Origin of the sequence: Pseudoxanthomonas sp. CCNWLY206-1 (genome assembly GCF_039710385.1) — a bacterium.
Taxonomy (GTDB): Bacteria; Pseudomonadota; Gammaproteobacteria; order Xanthomonadales; family Xanthomonadaceae; genus Pseudoxanthomonas_A.
The window spans coordinates 116,301-133,430 of sequence record NZ_JBDKXI010000008.1 but is presented as its reverse complement, the minus strand read 5'-3'; the positions used below and the strand labels follow the sequence as shown (position 1 = coordinate 133,430).

Annotated in this window: 17 protein-coding genes; 16 read left to right on the top strand and 1 reads right to left on the bottom strand. The window is 60.7% G+C overall.

Annotation, left to right across the window (positions count from 1 at the left end; translation table 11 throughout):
• The first annotated feature begins 46 nt into the window (after nucleotides 1–46).
• From AADW18_RS17305 to AADW18_RS17275, 7 genes are all read left to right on the top strand, one after another.
• Nucleotides 47–646: a DUF4136 domain-containing protein gene (locus AADW18_RS17305; protein WP_337344648.1), complete on the top strand. Its 600-nt coding sequence runs from the start codon at nucleotides 47–49 to the stop codon at nucleotides 644–646.
• On the top strand, nucleotides 643–813 hold the full coding sequence (locus AADW18_RS17300) for a hypothetical protein (protein ID WP_337344647.1): 171 nt from the start codon (nucleotides 643–645) through the stop codon (nucleotides 811–813). Before AADW18_RS17305 ends, AADW18_RS17300 begins: the two co-directional genes overlap by 4 nt.
• 345 nt (nucleotides 814–1,158) lie before the next feature.
• Entirely contained in the window at nucleotides 1,159–3,480 is a 2,322-nt protein-coding gene (locus tag AADW18_RS17295) for a winged helix-turn-helix domain-containing protein (RefSeq protein ID WP_337344646.1), read from the top strand.
• A gap of 132 nt (nucleotides 3,481–3,612) precedes the next feature.
• Complete coding sequence (locus AADW18_RS17290; RefSeq protein WP_337344645.1) at nucleotides 3,613–4,530, top strand: helix-turn-helix domain-containing protein; 918 nt, start codon at nucleotides 3,613–3,615, stop codon at nucleotides 4,528–4,530.
• A gap of 53 nt (nucleotides 4,531–4,583) precedes the next feature.
• Entirely contained in the window at nucleotides 4,584–7,517 is a 2,934-nt protein-coding gene (locus tag AADW18_RS17285) for a TonB-dependent receptor (protein WP_337344644.1), read from the top strand.
• Nucleotides 7,518–7,774: 257 nt separating this feature from the next.
• Nucleotides 7,775–8,794 (top strand): aspartyl/asparaginyl beta-hydroxylase domain-containing protein, encoded by a 1,020-nt coding sequence (locus tag AADW18_RS17280; RefSeq protein WP_337344643.1) that lies wholly within the window; start codon nucleotides 7,775–7,777, stop codon nucleotides 8,792–8,794.
• Nucleotides 8,791–9,645: a sulfotransferase gene (locus AADW18_RS17275; protein ID WP_337344642.1), complete on the top strand. Its 855-nt coding sequence runs from the start codon at nucleotides 8,791–8,793 to the stop codon at nucleotides 9,643–9,645. Before AADW18_RS17280 ends, AADW18_RS17275 begins: the two co-directional genes overlap by 4 nt.
• Before the next feature lie 432 nt (nucleotides 9,646–10,077).
• Here AADW18_RS17275 and ppa read toward each other — a convergent pair whose 3' ends face one another.
• Nucleotides 10,078–10,611, bottom strand: coding sequence for an inorganic diphosphatase (gene ppa, locus AADW18_RS17270; protein WP_337344641.1), 534 nt, complete (start codon nucleotides 10,609–10,611; stop codon nucleotides 10,078–10,080).
• A gap of 183 nt (nucleotides 10,612–10,794) precedes the next feature.
• Between ppa and AADW18_RS17265 the strand changes: the two genes are divergently transcribed.
• The 9 genes from AADW18_RS17265 (at nucleotide 10,795) to AADW18_RS17225 (ending at nucleotide 17,039) form a co-directional block, all read left to right on the top strand.
• The gene (locus AADW18_RS17265) at nucleotides 10,795–11,583 is read left to right on the top strand and encodes a lytic transglycosylase domain-containing protein (RefSeq protein ID WP_337344640.1); all 789 of its coding nucleotides are present in this window, start codon (nucleotides 10,795–10,797) and stop codon (nucleotides 11,581–11,583) included.
• A gap of 122 nt (nucleotides 11,584–11,705) precedes the next feature.
• Nucleotides 11,706–12,209, top strand: a complete 504-nt coding sequence (locus AADW18_RS17260) for a hypothetical protein (protein ID WP_337344639.1) — start codon at nucleotides 11,706–11,708, stop codon at nucleotides 12,207–12,209.
• A 255-nt stretch (nucleotides 12,210–12,464) separates the two neighbouring features.
• Nucleotides 12,465–13,505 carry a cysteine synthase A gene (locus tag AADW18_RS17255; protein ID WP_337344638.1) on the top strand — a complete coding sequence of 347 codons (1,041 nt, stop codon included), beginning with the start codon at nucleotides 12,465–12,467 and terminating at the stop codon, nucleotides 13,503–13,505.
• Complete coding sequence (locus AADW18_RS17250) at nucleotides 13,502–13,897, top strand: hypothetical protein (RefSeq protein ID WP_337344637.1); 396 nt, start codon at nucleotides 13,502–13,504, stop codon at nucleotides 13,895–13,897. The genes AADW18_RS17255 and AADW18_RS17250 overlap by 4 nt, the downstream gene beginning before the upstream one ends.
• Nucleotides 13,898–14,103: 206 nt before the next feature.
• Nucleotides 14,104–14,538, top strand: coding sequence for an EF-hand domain-containing protein (locus AADW18_RS17245; protein ID WP_337344636.1), 435 nt, complete (start codon nucleotides 14,104–14,106; stop codon nucleotides 14,536–14,538).
• Between the two features lie 139 nt (nucleotides 14,539–14,677).
• Nucleotides 14,678–14,992, top strand: a complete 315-nt coding sequence (locus tag AADW18_RS17240) for a hypothetical protein (protein WP_337344635.1) — start codon at nucleotides 14,678–14,680, stop codon at nucleotides 14,990–14,992.
• Nucleotides 14,993–15,121: 129 nt separating this feature from the next.
• Nucleotides 15,122–15,460: a hypothetical protein gene (locus AADW18_RS17235; protein ID WP_337344634.1), complete on the top strand. Its 339-nt coding sequence runs from the start codon at nucleotides 15,122–15,124 to the stop codon at nucleotides 15,458–15,460.
• A gap of 148 nt (nucleotides 15,461–15,608) precedes the next feature.
• Nucleotides 15,609–16,334, top strand: a complete 726-nt coding sequence (locus AADW18_RS17230) for an HAD family hydrolase (protein ID WP_337344633.1) — start codon at nucleotides 15,609–15,611, stop codon at nucleotides 16,332–16,334.
• A 231-nt stretch (nucleotides 16,335–16,565) separates the two neighbouring features.
• A complete protein-coding gene (locus AADW18_RS17225; RefSeq protein ID WP_337344632.1) occupies nucleotides 16,566–17,039 on the top strand; it encodes a hypothetical protein in 474 nt (157 codons plus the stop codon).
• Nucleotides 17,040–17,130 lie beyond the last annotated feature (91 nt).

The following is a 17,130-nucleotide window of genomic DNA, read 5'->3' as shown; positions in this document are numbered from 1 at the left end:
GAGCGCAGCAGGATCGTAAACAGGTTCTAACAGGAGGGTGAAGATCATGCATGTCTCGTACCGTTCCGTTGTTCGCTGGTTGGCCATTGCGGCTGTCGCGTTGTTAGCAGGTTGCGCCACCGGTCCGCGCATCAGTAGCGATGTGGATCCCACGGCCGATTTCTCCCGCTATCGCACCTTCTCCTTCTATTCACCGCTCGCCATCGAGAGCCAGGGCTATACCACTCTGGTCAGCGGCCGAATGAAGGCGGCCGCGCGTGCGCAGATGGAATCCCGCGGTTACACCTATGACGAAAAATCGCCGGACCTGTGGGTCAACCTGAATGCCTTCATGCAGGAAAAGACCGACGTGGTGAGCACGCCGGAAGTCGACTACGACTACTACTACAGCTATCGCGCGCGGCGATATGTGGCAGTGCCTTACTGGCGCGACCGGACGGACGTCTATCGTTATACCGAAGGCACGCTCAACGTCGATCTTGTCGATGCTCGGCAAAATCGGCTGATATGGGAAGGCGTTGCGGTGGGGCGGGTCGCCCGCGCCAAACCGGAAGAGCGGGCCGCGCGCATCGACTCGGCCATTACCGACATCTTCGCGCGCTTTCCTTATCGCGCCGGTTCCGGTGCGCCGGCGGTGGCGCCATGAGTGGCGGTGGCGGGGTTTCCGTCGCCAAGGCCGGCATTGGATTCGGCACTGCCCTGGCCATCACGATTTCGTGGAGCGCCAATAAGTCATTGCTGTGGGCGGTCATCCACGGTGTGCTGTCGTGGATATACGTCGCGTACTACGCGCTGGTCTACCACTTCAAATAGGGCGTGCACTTCAAGTAGGGCGTGTCCCGGCGGTGCGCCTTTCGCCGCTTCCGGTTCGCGCCGGGCGAGAACCGCAGTCCTAGGGTCGTCCGCGAATAGTCAGGCAAAAAATTCGCGCCGGAGGGCGCGAATGTTGGGGCTTTTTGTAATAGGACGTCGGCGGGAGAGAGGGGTTGGCCTGTGTGTTGCTCCCGTTCAGGGGGAACACACAGAGCACTGTAAAATGCGCCGGCCAACGGCGCTTTCCCCCTATCGCTGTCATGGTTTGCCGAGTTTGCCGGATTGATTGCCGATAGGCATTCAGACACATGACGAGTGGGGATGCCGTGCGCACCATATTCCCCCATGTCGAAGCCTACCGATCCTCTCGCCCCCTTGCTGTCTGAGCGCCTGCAGATAGGGGATTGCGTGGTCGACATTCCGCTGCGCGAGGTGAAGGCACCCGGCTCGCGCCGGGCTGTGCGGGTAACGCCGAAGTCAATGGGTGTATTGCTGGTGTTGGTGGAGAACGCTGGCAAGGTAGTGAGCCGCGACGCATTGCTCGCTGAAGTCTGGCCAGACACGCTGCCCACCAACGATGTGGTCACGCAGGCCATCACCCAACTGCGCAAGGCTTTCGCCGGGGACCGGAATCACCCGAACTACATCGAGACCATCGCCAAGAGTGGATACCGTTTGCTGGCGCCGGTGGAATGGAAAGCTACCGAGGCAATCCAAGCCCCACAGGCCGGTGTGTTGGCCAATATCGAGAAAGAGCGGCAGGCACCGGACGAAACAACGGGCGTCTTACACCTGCGTGCGGAAGAGGCCGTCTTAGTGCCGGCACGTGCCCCGTATTGGAAACGATGGATATTCCTGGCCGCCGGCGTTGCACTGGCTACGGTAGTCGTCTGGAGTGGGTGGCGGTGGTGGCAATCCGCAGGCCCCGCGGGCACGGCTGCCGACGTTCCCCGACAACTTACGGCGCCTCCACGCCCCTATCAGCTGATTACCTCGGCACCCGGCTTCGAGTTCTCGCCTACTTTGTCGCCGGATGGATCGCTGATGGCGTATTTGGCCAGTCCAGCCGAAGAAATCGTAGGGTCGTCGATCCTGGTTCAGGCCACCGATCAGAGCCAGCCACGACCGTTGACGCGTCCACCGACAGGCGCATGGGACAGCAATCCCGAGTGGTCGCCGAATGGACGGGAGATCGCATTTCTTCGTCGTGTGCCCGGAGAGGACTGCAAGATCCTGGCGGTGTCCGTGGCCGGCGGCGACGAACGCGTCCTCGGTGAGTGCGACCGGCGCAACCGCCCAAGCTTCGACTGGACGCCGGATGGCAGCGGTTTGATATTCAGCAGTTCAGCCCCTGGCGATGGCCCACCGGGTCTACGGATACTCGATCTGACAACAGGGCAGTGGAGCCGTCTGCAGTACGGCGCGACCTCCGCTGATGTGGATTTCGCGCCGCGCTACTCGCCCGATGGCCGCTGGATCGTCTTCATACGCAACACACCACTTGGCGATCTATGGCGCATACCGGCCAGCGGCGGCCGTGCTGAGCGGCTGACCCGCCAATATGCGGAACTCCGCGGCTGGGACTGGACACCTGATGGCCGTGCCATCGTGTTCGGCCGACGCGTTGACGGCCATACACGGTTGTACTGGTTGTCGCTGGCCAGCGGGCAGATTCGCGATCTGGGAATCGAGGATGCGCAGGCACCGGCGATGGCTGCGCGAGTGCCTGCGCTGGCATTCGTGCAACGCAAGCCGCATTTCGGGCTCTACCGTGTCAGCACCGAAGCCGGCGACGGTTCCGAACCGCAGCGACTCTTTGCTTCTTCCGGCCGCGACACCTTGCCCGCGGTGGCGCCGGATGGACGACAGATTGTCTTCACTTCAGACAGGTCGGGCGAGTTCGCCCTGTGGTGGGCGGACATGGAGCGGCCTGCCTCCTTGCGTTTGATCGAAGGTGTCCGGCCGGACTCGCGGTATCTGCCGGTGTGGTCGCCTGACAGCCGCCGCGTCCTGGTAATCGGAAGTGATGCCGCTGGAAACTTTGGTGGGTACGAGGTCAATCCAGGGAATGGGCAAGTGGTACGGCTACGGATTCCCGCGGACGCTGGCGATCTGTTGACTGCCGCCTATCTGCCCGACCCGGACCGACTCCTGCTGATAACGGGACGTAGCGACGGCGGACAGAGATTGAGCTTGTTCGACCGCGGCGGCGAGAAGTGGCAGTCGCTCGCCGCGCTTGACGGCGTGTCGCTGGCAAAGCTGGACTTGTCGCAAGACCGAATACTGTTCACCTATGCCGCGCGCGACGGGTTGTGGCAGGCGGACCTGGCGCTGTCGCCTGACAGCGTCCACCGCGTGGAAGACAGTTTTCCATCCAGCCAGCGCTACCGCACCTGGACCGTTTCCGAAGACGGTCACATCGAATATCTGGAGCAGCTTGCTGGCTGCTTTGTCAGCTTGCGTCACATAGGAGTTGGGCGTTCCCACCCGGTCCCTCGCTGCGTTCAACCAGCACACCTGGCATCAGTGAACGGATTCAGCAGCAGCGCGCGCAATCGGGCGGTTTACGTTCCCATGGCGCAGGATGACGGTGCGGACATTGGCTTCATGTCATTGCCGCCGCTGATGGAGCCGCAATCGAAGGCCGGGCAACCTACTGATCGGTAAAAGAAAACGCCTTTCGTGATTCTTTCGGAAAGGCCTTCGGCAAGATTTCGTACAAGTCTCCAGCAAATTTCCTGAACTGGTTCCACTACTCGGGCACATGGAATGCCCGATTTATGCAAAGTGGAATGAGCGATGGAGCAAAAGCAGTGGAGCGACCGTGGCCAGCAGATCCGGCTGGAGCAATCCGAACCGACCGGCCAAAGCAGCTGTGTAGGGGTTTCCCGGCTAGGTAGCGTCCAGGTATCCGGAGACATGTTCTCCGTTTGGATACAACTGCGCGGCGCATCGTGGGTGGAAGCGAAGGAAGGCAAGTTCCGTCTGCGGCCAGGGCAATGGATCGCGCTCGAGCGCGATTCCAAGCCCCTGATCCAGACCGACCGCCACGGCGTTTGTATCGGATTGACCCTGAGTGCGGAGGTGCTGCGCGGCATGGTACCGCTGGCGGATAGCACGCTGTACGCGGGTCGTGGACGCATTCCCCGGCGTGACGGTCGCATCGCCTTGAAGCTGTGGCGCCAAGCCGCAAACCGCTTGTCCGACCGCAAAGAAAATAATGACGTCGCCGCATTGCGCCCGATCCTGTTGCACCTGGTCAACATCCAGCAGGAACTCGATGCCTACATCCAACGTTGCCCGGGCCGCTCGCGTAACCGTAAACGGCAGGTGTTCGGCCGACTGCAGCGGGCGCGCCTATATCTGGAAGGAAACTGCGATCGCGTGGTGCGCGTAAGCGAGCTGGCGGAACTGACCAGTTTCTCCAGCTGGTACTTCTCGCGCACCTTCTACACCTTGTATGAAGAGAGCCCACAGGCCGCCGCTGCACGTATGCGGCTGGAGCGTGCGGCGGAGTTGCTGGGCAGCACCTCCATGATGATTGGCGAAGTCGCCGCCGCGTCCGGCTTCGACAACTGCTGCAGCTTCGCCCGTGCCTTTCGCGCGCGCTTTGGTGTGTCGGCATCGCGCTACAGGACCGTGTTGAATCACTCCAGGACAGACTCGGCAAAGTCACCGGGCCGCGCACGCAAAGCAGAGATCCTCACCGGAACGTAACTTTGGAGCGTGTTTTAACACGCCAATAACGATTACTCCGGAGGAGAGATTCAATGAACTATCGCAACCCGCGTTTCGCGGTGCGAGCCGGCCTGCTGCCGGCTGGTATCGCGCTCGCATTGGCACCGGCATTCGCCGGCGCTCAGGAGCAGGCTGAAGGCAGCGCCCCCACAACGTTGGATCGAATTGAAGTCACCGGTTCGCGTATCCGACAGGTCGATACTGAAACCGCTCAACCAGTACTCAGCATTTCGCGCGATGAAATCGAGAAGCAGGGCTTCCGGTCCGTCGCCGATATCCTGCAGAACATCTCCGCTGCGGGCTCGCCGGCGATCAGCCGCTCGCAGCCGCTCTCTTCCGGTGAAATGGTCGGCGGTTACTACATCGATCTGCGCAACCTGGGCACGCAGCGCACGCTGGTGCTGGTCAACGGCAAGCGCCTGGGCGCTAGCGTCAGCGGCTATCAGGACGTCTCTCAGATTCCCACTGTCATGGTCGAGCGCATCGAAGTCCTGAAGGACGGCGCTTCATCGATCTACGGCTCTGACGCCATGGCTGGCGTGATCAACATCATTACCCGCAGCAACTTCGAAGGCGCGGAAGCCAGCGCCTACTACGGCCAATACAGCCAAGGCGACGGCGACAAGGAAGCCTACGATTTCGTGATGGGTTTTTCCGGTGATCGTGGTTCGCTGACCGTTGGCGCCGAGTACTCGAAAGAAAAAGGCGTGTGGGCCAAGGATCGCTGGTTCAGCCAGTCCTCCCGTACCAATCGTCATCCTACCCAGGGCTGGACAACCGTCAGCCAATGGGGCTCGTTGATTGACCCCCGGGATCCCACCGACCCAGACGACGACATCACCTACGTACTGGATCGCGGCGCAAACCCGTACGACTTCGCCAACTACCATCTGCTAGACGGCACGCCGATTACCGGCGACGTCAGCAACTCCAACGAACAGATGCATCTGCTGACACCGACGGAGCGCCGCTCGGTATTCGTCAACGGCAAGTTCGATATTACGGAGAACGTTCGCTTTGCTACCGATCTGCTTTACACCAAGCGCTCTTCGGAAGCGCAGGTAGCTGGCTATCCGCTGCAATCGGGCGCCTACGACCTGATGATGTCGGCTGATAGCTACTACAACCCGCTGGGCAATCAGTGGAATCCGGGCGCAGGCCAGGAAGTGGGCTTCGTGCACCGCGGCTGGGAAATGCCACGCGTTTCCACCAATGAACTGACGACGTTCCGTTTCACTGGCGCCTTGGAAGGCTCCTTCCAGTTTGCTGACAAGTACTTCGACTGGGATGTCGGCATGCTGTACAACAATGCCGAAAACATCCAGATGCAGACCGGAAACTTCCGCATCTCCGCGGTGCGGGCGGCAACAGGTGAATCGTTCCTCAACCCGAATACTGGACGTGTGGAATGTGGCAGCGCCGCCGGTTTGGCGGCGGGCACCAATCCGGCGTATGGCGCTGGCCCAGGTGGCTGCGTGCCGTGGAACCCGTTCATCGCTGCCGGTCGTTCTGGTGATGGCGGCATCACTGGCAATGAAGATTTGATCGCGTTCCTGTTCCCCACCACCCACAACCGCGGCGAAGTGGAAACAAATAGCTATTTCGCCAACCTGACGGGCGCGTTGTTCACTCTGCCTGCCGGTGATCTGGGTTTTGCGGTGGGTTACGAATACCGCAAGGAAAAGGGCGAATTCAACCCGGACGCACTGTCGCAAACGGGCGACTCCACTGATCTGGCTGCTGGCCCGACACGCGGCGGATACGACGTCAACGAGCTCTATGCTGAGCTGAGCATTCCGGTGCTGGCCGACCTGCCAGGTGCGCAAGAACTGACCCTGAGCCTTGCCACGCGTTATTCCGACTACAGTACCTTCGGCGATACGCTCAACAACAAGTTTGGCTTCAAGTGGAAGCCGCTTGACCAGTTGATGGTGCGCGGTACCTGGGCTGAAGGCTTCCGTGCTCCGACCATTGCCGATCTGTACGGTGGTGGATCGCAGTCTTTCGAATACTTCACCGATCCCTGTGACACCTTGTTCGGCGATGCCGCTTCGAACCCGGCGACGCTGGCCCGCTGCGCGCAAGACATCGCCAACGCGGCCAACTTCCGTCAGCTGAAGCAAGGTTTCGTCGTGGCCGAAGGCCCCGACGAGCAGAGCCCGGTTCCGTTCAATTCCGGTTCCAATCCCAACCTGACGCCGGAAACCTCCACTTCCAAGACTTTGGGCGTTGTCTGGAGCCCAACCTTCGCGGAAGGCCTGAACCTGTCGCTGGATTGGTGGGCGGTCAAAGTGGAAAACACCATCGTCGAAGATACCCCGACGGATCAGTTGAACGACTGCTACATCCTCGGCATCGCCGAGCGCTGCAACAGCTTTACGCGTGATGCCACTCGCGGCTATGTCAACAACCTGTCCTACGGCGGCCGCAACGCCGGCTATCTGGATACTGAAGGTTATGACATGGAAGCGACGTATCGCTGGGATAGCGACTTCGGCCGTTTCGATTTCAACTGGCAAACCACCTACGTCTCCAAGTACCACCTGAAAACCACCAACGACACCGGTGTGCCGGTGACCGTCGAGAATGGCTTCAGCAGCTACTTCCGCGTTCGTTCGAACCTGAGCACCAACTGGACGCTGGGTGAGTTCGGTATCGGTTGGAACATGCGCTATTACTCCGGTACCAAAGAGCGCTGCTACTACGCCGACGAGTGCACGGATCCGAACTACCAGTCGCCGGATCCGACCAAGAACTACGGCATGAATCGGATGGGTGCCAATACCTTCCACGACATCCAGGTTCGCTGGAATGCCCCGTGGAATGCCACCATTTCGGTGGGCGCGAACAACGTGTTCGATCACTACGCCGCTCCGGCGTACTCGGCACCGAACTCGCAGTACTCGTACTACGGCGGCTTCGACATTGGTCGTTTTGTCTACATGCAGTACAAGCAGACTTTCTGATCCTTGGATCTAAGACCTGTCGCTACACCGCTACGGCCCCGCAAGGGGCCGTAGTGTTTTGTGGCAGACCATCCGCCGCTTACCCTGCAACATCCGGAGGTGGCAACCGATGTCGGTTCAACGAATCTCAACGCAGAGAGACGGCCGGCCATTTCGCTCATTTGGCCTGGATCATAGCCACCCAAGCACGTGGCTTCAGGCTTTACTCCCAGCAAAGCCCCCCTCACACTTGATGGGTAGCTGCCGCTGAGACACCCATGAAACTGCCGGCCCCGTTCATCCAATTGCCCATCAGCTTCGACGCTGCCGCTCTGGCGCGGGAGATTTCCCAGGTCGAAGACGCTCATTGGCGGCCGCACCCGGGCGGTATGCCGGGCAATAGCGCGCTGACGTTGATTACGACCGAGGGCGATCCGGATAGCGATGAGACTGCCGGAAAGATGCGGCCGACGCCGTGGTTGCTGCGGCTGCCTTATCTGATGCAGGTGTTGGAAGCGTTGGGGGCCACGTGGGGGCGGTCGCGTCTGATGCGGCTTTCCGGGCAATCGGAAGTTTCCCCGCATGTGGACGTCAACTATTACTGGCGCGAGCGCATGCGGGTGCATGTGCCGATCATCACGACGCCGTCGGTGCGTTTCCACTGCGGCGACAGCGAAGTCAACATGGCGGCCGGGGAGTGCTGGATTTTCGATACCTGGCGTCGGCACTGCGTGCTCAACCATGGCGACGACACTCGTATTCACCTCGTCGCGGATACGGTCGGTGGCGAACGCTTCTGGGATCTGGTGGCGCAAGGCCGCACCCCGGAACAACGTGAGCCTGGATGGCAGCCGAAGCGCCTGGATCCTCGCGCCGGCAACGATGTGCCGGCGTTGGATTTCGAATCGTTCAATGTTCCGATAGTGATGAGCCCGTGGGAGTTACGCGAGCACATCGTGTTTCTTCTCAATGATGCGGAGAATGTTCCACAGCTGGTGGCGATCCAGGCCGCGCTGCAGCGGTTTTCCCACGCCTGGCATGCGCTCTGGTCTTGCCACGGTGCGGATGCTGCCGGCTTTCCCCGATATCGAGAACTGTTGGAACGAACCCAGCAGGACCTGATTGGCAAGGGAGTCGCTCAGATCGCCCTCCGAAATGGGGGAAGGTTGATGCAGGCGCTCAATGCGCACGTGTTCACGGTAGCCTTGAACGAACCGAAAGCGGTGCCGACCACCGCGTCGCGCACGGATTTGCCGGCGGAACCTATGCGGCAACCAGGAGCGCCGGTCCGCGCATGAAGGATCCGTTGTTCGACCGCCCGGTTTTCATTCTTTCCTCTCCCCGGTCCGGTTCAACCCTGCTGTTTGAAACGCTGGCGCAGGCGCCGGAATTCTTCACCATCGGCGGCGAGAGCCACCTGATGATCGAGCAGGTTCCCGGCTTGGCCCCAAGGGACAGGGGCTTCGACTCGAACGTACTCACCGAAGCCGATGCCTCCCCGGAACGAGTGCAGTTGCTGCGAAGCCGATTCTGGGCGGGACTTCATGATCGCGCCGGCCGCCGGCCCGACACCGGTACGGTGCGGATGCTGGAAAAAACACCGAAGAACGCCTTGCGGATTCGATTCTTGCAGTCGGTATTTCCGGAAGCCCGGTTCGTTTTTCTTTATCGGGATGTGCGGGAAACGCTGGGCAGCATGATCGATGCGTGGCAGTCGGGCCGTTTTAGGACTTATCCCGGATTGCCAGGCTGGCCCAGCCACCAACCTTGGTCGCTGCTGCTGGTACCCGGCTGGCGGGAACTGATCGCGCAGCCGCTCCATCAGATAGTCCGCGTGCAGTGGGAGCGCACCTTGAACGACATTCTGGATCAGCTTGAACCGCTGCCGCGCGAACGCTGGACCGCGCTGGACTATGCGGACTTCCTTAAAGACCCAGCGACCGAGATCCAGCGCATCTGCACGGCACTGGATTTGAAATGGGATCGCGAACTGAATCAGGCGTTGCCGCTGTCGCGTTACACCCTGACCTTGCCCGAGCCTGACAAATGGCGCAGGCATGCTGAGTTGATTGAGCCGTTGTTGCCAGGATTGGCTCCGACCGTTGAGCGTGCGCGTCGAGCGGTGGAGGCGGGAAGATCGCCAACCTGATGTCTGACTATCGTCAAATTTCCGATCCCTTCTCCCTCCGGGGCGATAGCGCACGGTTTGCGCGCCATTGGCGCGCGTGCGGTAGAGCGACCGCGCCGCTGGCGCGGGCCGGGGCGTGGAGCAAGATGCCCTAAGAGCCTTGATACGGGGAGGACGAGGGAATGGCAATGACTCGCGAGACTACTTCGCTACAAGCGGACACGTCATGCCCTCATCCGTCGCTGCGCGCTGCCTCGCTCCGCGCCCCGGCCCTGCGCAGCGCGCAGGGCGTTCAAGCATGCACGAGCCGATGGCTCGTAAGCCGCATTCCTTCACCCCGGAGGGAGAAGGGAACAACCTTCGCCCATTCGGCCGTTGCGCCGAGCTGCACGAATAAGGGAAATTGATTCGGGTCCATTTCAAATCGAACTGGCTCCGAATCAATTGGCTGGATCAACCCTCTTGCTTACACCGCTCGATCGCTTCCACCAACACCTGCTTGGCGGCCGCGGCGTCGCCCCAACCATCCAGCTTGACCCACTTGCCTTTCTCCAGATCCTTGTAGTGCTCGAAGAAATGGCCGATGCGCTCCAGCCAGTGCGGGCTGACCTGGTGGATGTCGTGGATGTGGGTGTAGCCGGCGAACACCTTGTCCACCGGCACGGCGAGCAGTTTTTCGTCGCTGCCGGCCTCGTCGCTCATGCGCAAGACGCCGACCGGACGGCAGCGGATGACCGAGCCGGGAATCAGCGGCAGCGGCAACACCACCAGTACGTCGGCCGGATCGCCGTCGCCGCATAGCGTGTTGGGCACGTAGCCATAGTTGCAGGGATAACGCATGGGCGTGGAGAGGATGCGATCGACGAAGATCGCGCCGCTGGCCTTGTCCACTTCGTATTTGACGGGCTCAGCGTCTTTCGGGATTTCGATGATGACGTTGATTTCGTCAGGCGGGTTCTTGCCGGAAGTGACCAGGTCCAGGCCCATTCGCTCGCTCCAGAGGGGTGCAGGTGATAGAAGGCCGGTATTTTACGCACATGGGTGTTGCGCCGCAGCAGGGCCGGATGGCGGCCTGAAGGGTGCCGTTCGTCGGCTAAGCGACCTGGGTGAGCGCCGGACGGCGTGTTTGTAGCCAAGCGCTCAGCTTCCAGACCTCACAATCCCGCGCCTATGAGCCCCCGCCTGCGCTGCCTGCTGCTATCGATTGCCGCCGTGTTGACCACCGCCAGCAGCCTCGATGCGGCGGCGCGGACGGTCTATCGCTGCGTGCGCGCAGGCACGGTAAGCCTGGCGACCGCGCCAGAACCCGGTTCCCGCTGCACCGCCAAGGAGCTGGATGACAACGCTGTCCAGACTCCGAATCTTTGGGGTTCGATGGGGGTATTCAGCGGCACCCTTTACGAGCGGGAGCAGGATGGCCAGCTGGTCTACAGCACCCGCAACCTACCGGGCTCGCGGCCCTACCTGAAGTTCACCGTGGCGACTCCGCCGGGCGAACCGGCGCATCCCGGCCTGGGCAAAATAAGTGCGCCGCGCTTGAACATGTACTCAAAGGAGTTCGCCGCCGCGGCGAAGCAAACCGGAGTGGAAGACGCGTGGCTGCGCGCGGTGGCGCACGCCGAGAGCGATTTCGATGCCAAAGCCGTGTCGCCCAAGGGCGCCCAGGGCCTCATGCAGCTGATGCCGGAGCTTTCGAAGGAATATGGGGTTGGCGATCCGTTTTCGTCGTCGGAATCCATCCGCGCAGGTGCGCGTCACTTGAAATCGCTGGTCCGGCGCTACAAGGGCGACCTGAAGCTGGCGGCCGCGGCGTACAACGCCGGCGTGGGCGCGGTGACACGCTACGGTGGCATTCCGCCCTATGCGGAAACGCAGGCGTACGTGGAGAAAGTAGGCGCACTCCATCAGAGCTATTTGCAAGCCATGGGCAAGCGTTTCGTGGAACGGCCAGCGGAATAGCTTTTCGTCCTTGTTTCCGGCGAAAACACCTTCTTTTAAGGCTTTTTTCACGCGGATGAGACGTAGGGCGCCTATCGTGGGCCATGACTCCACCACGGCATGCAAATGCGAGGAGGCTTGTCATGAAAACTCGACGCGTATTCAGCGCACCGGACATCAATACCGCGGAAGAGGCCCTGAACGCGGCTATCCGTGCCGGTATTCGGCCTGACCACACCGCATTGGTGGGCCAGTCGGCGATAGAAATGGCGCTGGTTCCCGATGGTCAGAAAGAAGCCTCTCCCACGGATTTCGTTCCGGCTGCGTTGCGCGGTATCGCCGGCGGCGGTGCTATCGGACTGCTCGGCGGATTGCTGGGCATGGCGATTCCCGCGGTTGCGATTCCGGTGACGGGTGTCGTACTCACCACCTTGGTCGGCGCAACGGTAGGCGGTTGGTCCGCGGCGTTGGCCGGCTCTGCTGTGCCGAGCGATATCCGGCGCGACTACGAAAAAGAAATCGAAGCCGGTCGGCTGCTGGTCGTCATCGATGAGGAAGATGAAACGGTTCTGGAGCGTGCCAGCGAAGCGGTAGCGAAAACCGGCACTGAGCGGCTGAAGATGGTCCATCACGGGTTGCTGCATTGAGTGCTGGTGAGCTTGTCGCCGGCGTCTTTGCAGGATGCCTTTGTAGGGCCGCCGTTCCGATGGTAGTGGCGTCCCGCCGCGAGCTCCTGGCTTCTCACGCGATCTGACAGGAAGAGCTCGCGCCGAGACGGCGCTCCTACAAGCAATAGAAGAGGCCCGCATGCGCAGGCAAGGCCCGCATGCGGCGCCTGAGCCACCGCCGGTACCGGTTACCCGCTCCCCGATTGGGTTACGCTTCTCCGGATTCATGCGCCGATGTGCGCTGGCATCCGGGAACGCTGTTTGGATATCCACTACGACTTAGCTGACGCCATTGGCCGTACGCCGTTGCTGCGGCTGCGGCAAGCTTCCGAGTTGACGGGATGCGAGATCCTGGGCAAAGCCGAATTCCTCAATCCCGGGGGTTCCATCAAGGACCGCACGGCGTTGGGCCTATTGCTGGATGCCGAGCGCCGTGGATTGCTGCGTTCGGGCGGTACTGTCGTGGAAGGTACCGCCGGCAATACCGGTATCGGCCTGGCACTGCTGTGTGCAAGCCGCGGTTATCGCACGATCATCGTCATGCCGGAGACGCAGAGCCGCGAGAAGATCGATGCGGTGCGCGTGACCGGAGCGGAACTGCACCTGGTTCCGGCGGTTCCTTATGCCAATCCAGATCATTACGCACACGTTGCCCGGCGCATGTGCGAAACATTGAACCAAGCGGATCCTGGCAGTGCCTGGTTCGCCAACCAGTTCGACAACACCGCCAATCGCGACTTCCACGAAGCCACCACCGGTCCTGAAATATGGGAACAAACCAGTGGCCGCATCGACGGATTCGTCTGCGCCACCGGTACCGCCGGCTCGCTCGCCGGCATAGGCCGTGCGTTGAAGATGCGCAACCCACAAGTGACGATCGCGCTGGCCGATCCCACGGGTTCCGCCTTGGCACACTACATCAATGCCGGTGAGCTGAAAGCCGAAGGCGGGTCTATCAGCGAAGGCATCGGTTCCAGCCGCGTCACGGCCAATTTCGATGGTGCGCCGATCGATGTGGCGTGGTCGATTCCCGACGACGAATCGGTGCCATGGGTGCATGCGATGATGACGGGCGAAGGTCTGAATCTCGGTGGATCCAGTGGCGTCAACATCGCGGGTGCGATTCGCCTGGCGAACGCGTTGGGCCCCGGCCATACGATCGTTACTTTGCTATGCGATCCCGGGACGCGTTATCAAGCAAAATTATTCAATCCCGTTTTCTTACGTTCGAAAGGACTGCCTGTGCCTGCATGGCTGGAGCGCGCGTTTCCATGAATCTTCCTTTGCATTTTGGTTTTATCGGCGCGCTGGAAGCCGGACTGATCGCGTTCGTGATTGGCGTGCTTTGCTACGGGTTGTGGCAATGGCTATGCCGTTTGCTGCATTGGTCCATCGGTCACGCGATCGGCTGGGCGTGCGTCATGGCCGTGGTGATCGGTGCGGGATGGGACGCCTGGAGCATGTTCTCCCTGGGCATGATGAAACTGGAGTCGCCCTTGTATGCGCGCTTGGCGTTGCAAGGTATCCACGATCCCGATGGGCTGGGTTCGCGCGTGATCTGCGAACTCGTCGGTGCATTGTCCGGCGTCGTGATGGGTTGGCAATGGTTCAGCCATCATCGACGTGAAGAGGATGTTTCAAAAACCGACGAAACGACAGGCACGTAACGGGAAAATTTCGAAAGCGTCACGCAACAGATGAAGTGATCACATTGCCCTCACGACTCGATAACGACGGTTTATAAGAAAAAATCAATCAGGTGGTTAAGGCAATGTGCACGCGTGTTTTGGGGCGCATAGGCGATTCAGGCGAACATTTGCATCGTTGGGCCGTGCGTGACGGAACGCACTCCCAAACCGACGGAGCAACGACGATGAACAACCAAAACCGTAAACCGCTGATTGGCTTGATCGCTCTCACCGCCGCCCTGGCGATGCCACTGGCGCTTGCGCAGGAAACGACTGATAGCAGCGCAGCTGCCCAGACTCAGACCACCGATCCGCAGACTCAAGACGCGACAGATGCGACGTCGACCGACGCAACCGGTGCAAGCACAAGTGGTAGCGCGACCGGTGCGGCCACGCAGTCGGCGCAGGAGTCGGGTGCATCGGGCAACGTGCGCGGAGGTAAAAATGATTGGGCCTCGCTCGACGTTGATGCCGATAGCATGATCAGCAAGGAAGAATCCGCAGCCAATCCTGGCTTGTCGCAGATTTTCGATAAGGCCGACGCCGATGCCGATGGCAAGCTGACCGCGGATGAGTACAACAGCTTTGTAAGCAAGAACTACGGCGAGCCTCAGAAGTAATCGGGCAATCGCAGACGCAACGATGTTCGTGATGTTCGTTCGGCAATAGATCGGTCGAACAGGGAAGGGCGGCGGTGCCGCCCTTTCTTTTCCAGCTTCTGCAAAAGACTCGGGACAGTTCTTCGAAAGGAGAGATGTTATGCGGAACCACGAACGTCGTTTACTGATCGTCACTGCATTGTGCGCCGCATTCGCCATGCCGGCGGCGTACTCGCAAACCGGAACGCAAGCCGCGTCTCCCGAATCCGAAACCGCATCTCCCGCTCGTGACAACACAGCGCCTGCACCCGTAAGTTTCGAGGAGCTGGATGCAAATGGAGATGGCGCGATCAGTAAAGAAGAAGCGGCCATTGATCCTGCGCTGGCCCAAGCATTCGAAACACTCGACAAGGATGCCGACGGAAAATTATCCCCAGCCGAATATGCGGCCTATAACGTGGCGGGCGCGCGATGAAGCGCATGAAGTGAAGCTCGAAATCGCCGACATCTGTTCTTAACAGCAACTGCGCGAAGCTTGGGATGTAAGCCCGATCCACTTAAAAGATCCCACGTGAAAGATCCCCCTGTTGAGGAGAAGAACCCCATGAAAGTCGTCAAGCCCCAATCCTTGAGCCTGGTCGTTGCCTTGGGTGCATTGCTGTCTGGTGCGGCGTTGCTGTCCGGCTGCAATCCCTCCGATAACGACACCACCAATGTCGAGCCGCCTGCACCGACAGAGGCTACTCCACCACCCGAGACCACGCCGCCTCCGACGGACACAACGCCGCCGCCAGCCGAAACCACACCGCCGGCCGATCCGAATGCGCCGCCGGGCTCCGATCCGACCACACCGGATCCGGCTAATCCCAACGCGCCGCAGACCACGCCTAGCGAAACACCGCCTCCTCCGGCGGATGGCGGAACACCGCCGCCTAACGGCTAACAGCGGGCAAGCTCGTACTGTCGTCAGCCATCGCGAGCAATAGCCAAGCCATGGCGTAACCAGGTGGCCAGGGCACGAAGGAACTCAGCGTCCTTCGTGCCTTTGTCGCTGGTATGCTGCTGCCCCTCGACGGAAACAGGATCATGAGATGGGCGGCGATATACAGTGGGTTGGCTTTGATGGCGACGATACGCTGTGGCGGAGCGAAGACTACTACCGCCAAGCGGAACAGGATTTCGAGCACATCCTGAGTGGCTACATCGACTTGGCCGACTCGCGCACGCAGCAGCATTTGCTGGCGGTGGAGCGCCGTAACCTGAAGATATTCGGCTACGGTGTGAAAGGCATGACGCTGTCGATGCTGGAAGCTGCTATCGAGCTGACCGAAGAGCGCATCAGTGCAGGCGATTTGCATCGGGTGATCGAGATCGGCCGGGCCACGCTGCAGCATCCTGTCGAGCTGATTCCAGGTATGCGCGAAGCCGTCGAGCAGATTGCCGGCCGCTATGAGATCGTGCTGATCACCAAAGGCGATCTTTTCCACCAGGAAGCCAAGATCGCCCAGTCCGGCTTGGCGGATTTGTTCCGCCGCGTCGAGATCGTTTCCGAGAAAGATGCGTCTACCTATGCGCGGGTATTGCGCGAACTAGGAACCGCGCCCGACGCGTTCGTGATGGTGGGCAACTCTCTGCGTTCCGACATCGCGCCCGTTATCGAGCTTGGCGGTTGGGGCATCCATATGCCGTATCACGTGACCTGGGCGCATGAAGCCGAACACAGCGTGCTGGATGACGAGCCGCGGCTGTTGACGGTGGAACTGCCTGCACAGATTCCTGCTGCGTTGGCGAAGATCGGTCTCAGCCGGGTGGCCTAGCGATTCATGTGGAGCGGAGCTTGCTCCGCTGTTCCGCTGCGATTCCGGACAAGAGCAGCGGAGCAAGCTCCGCTCTGCGAGAAGCACATTCAACGGCTTCACCGGCCGGATAAACGCAAGTTGTACGTTACCGGGCTGGTAACGTTTCCAACGCGAAAGGTTAAATCACGGTTCACTCGATACGCGTCATTTTCGTCACATGCCCGCACCTGCGGGTGAACGGAGAACGAGATGACAAGCTTTTCCCTCACGCGGTTTTTTGCACCTGCCGTACTTGCCATGGGGTTGGGCTTGGCCGCCTTTGCGCCTGCGCCCGCGCGTGCCAGCGATGACCTGGTTCGCGTCCTGGTGGACGTGGCGGACATCGTTTATCACTCAGGTCAGCCTTATTACCGGCATGGAGGATACGGATACAACGACCGCGTGATCATCGTGCGCGATCGCTACCACCGCCCGACCTACTACCGCTACGCTCCCCGAGTGGTGTATCACGCACCGCCGCCCTATGGCCGCGCCCACGGCTATTACCGGAATTCGCCGCGCTACGACAATCGTTACGTCCGCTATGACCGGTACGATCGCCACCGCTATGACCGCAACCGTTACGATCACCGCGACCGCGATCATGATCGCTGGGATGACGATCGTCGCGACCATCGCGGTGACCGCCACCACAAGAAAGGCCGTCATCACTACGACGATTGAAGACGGCGCTGGTAGGAGCGGCGTCCCGCCGCGAGCTCTTCCCGTCAGATTGCGATGAAAGCGAAGAGCTCGCGCCGAGACGGCGCTCCTA

What these genes read in the sequence shown, in the direction of transcription:
- AADW18_RS17265 (WP_337344640.1), top strand. Translation starts at nt 10,795, where the DNA reads ATGAGCCCCCGCCTGCGCTGCCTGCTGCTATCGATTGCCGCCGTGTTG.
- AADW18_RS17240 (WP_337344635.1), top strand. Translation starts at nt 14,678, where the DNA reads ATGCGGAACCACGAACGTCGTTTACTGATCGTCACTGCATTGTGCGCC.
- AADW18_RS17300 (WP_337344647.1), top strand. Translation starts at nt 643, where the DNA reads ATGAGTGGCGGTGGCGGGGTTTCCGTCGCCAAGGCCGGCATTGGATTC.
- AADW18_RS17275 (WP_337344642.1), top strand. Translation starts at nt 8,791, where the DNA reads ATGAAGGATCCGTTGTTCGACCGCCCGGTTTTCATTCTTTCCTCTCCC.
- AADW18_RS17285 (WP_337344644.1), top strand. Translation starts at nt 4,584, where the DNA reads ATGAACTATCGCAACCCGCGTTTCGCGGTGCGAGCCGGCCTGCTGCCG.
- AADW18_RS17290 (WP_337344645.1), top strand. Translation starts at nt 3,613, where the DNA reads ATGGAGCAAAAGCAGTGGAGCGACCGTGGCCAGCAGATCCGGCTGGAG.
- AADW18_RS17235 (WP_337344634.1), top strand. Translation starts at nt 15,122, where the DNA reads ATGAAAGTCGTCAAGCCCCAATCCTTGAGCCTGGTCGTTGCCTTGGGT.
- AADW18_RS17230 (WP_337344633.1), top strand. Translation starts at nt 15,609, where the DNA reads ATGGGCGGCGATATACAGTGGGTTGGCTTTGATGGCGACGATACGCTG.
- AADW18_RS17255 (WP_337344638.1), top strand. Translation starts at nt 12,465, where the DNA reads ATGTGCGCTGGCATCCGGGAACGCTGTTTGGATATCCACTACGACTTA.
- AADW18_RS17260 (WP_337344639.1), top strand. Translation starts at nt 11,706, where the DNA reads ATGAAAACTCGACGCGTATTCAGCGCACCGGACATCAATACCGCGGAA.
- AADW18_RS17295 (WP_337344646.1), top strand. Translation starts at nt 1,159, where the DNA reads ATGTCGAAGCCTACCGATCCTCTCGCCCCCTTGCTGTCTGAGCGCCTG.
- AADW18_RS17225 (WP_337344632.1), top strand. Translation starts at nt 16,566, where the DNA reads ATGACAAGCTTTTCCCTCACGCGGTTTTTTGCACCTGCCGTACTTGCC.
- AADW18_RS17245 (WP_337344636.1), top strand. Translation starts at nt 14,104, where the DNA reads ATGAACAACCAAAACCGTAAACCGCTGATTGGCTTGATCGCTCTCACC.
- ppa (WP_337344641.1), bottom strand. Translation starts at nt 10,611, where the DNA reads ATGGGCCTGGACCTGGTCACTTCCGGCAAGAACCCGCCTGACGAAATC.
- AADW18_RS17305 (WP_337344648.1), top strand. Translation starts at nt 47, where the DNA reads ATGCATGTCTCGTACCGTTCCGTTGTTCGCTGGTTGGCCATTGCGGCT.
- AADW18_RS17280 (WP_337344643.1), top strand. Translation starts at nt 7,775, where the DNA reads ATGAAACTGCCGGCCCCGTTCATCCAATTGCCCATCAGCTTCGACGCT.
- AADW18_RS17250 (WP_337344637.1), top strand. Translation starts at nt 13,502, where the DNA reads ATGAATCTTCCTTTGCATTTTGGTTTTATCGGCGCGCTGGAAGCCGGA.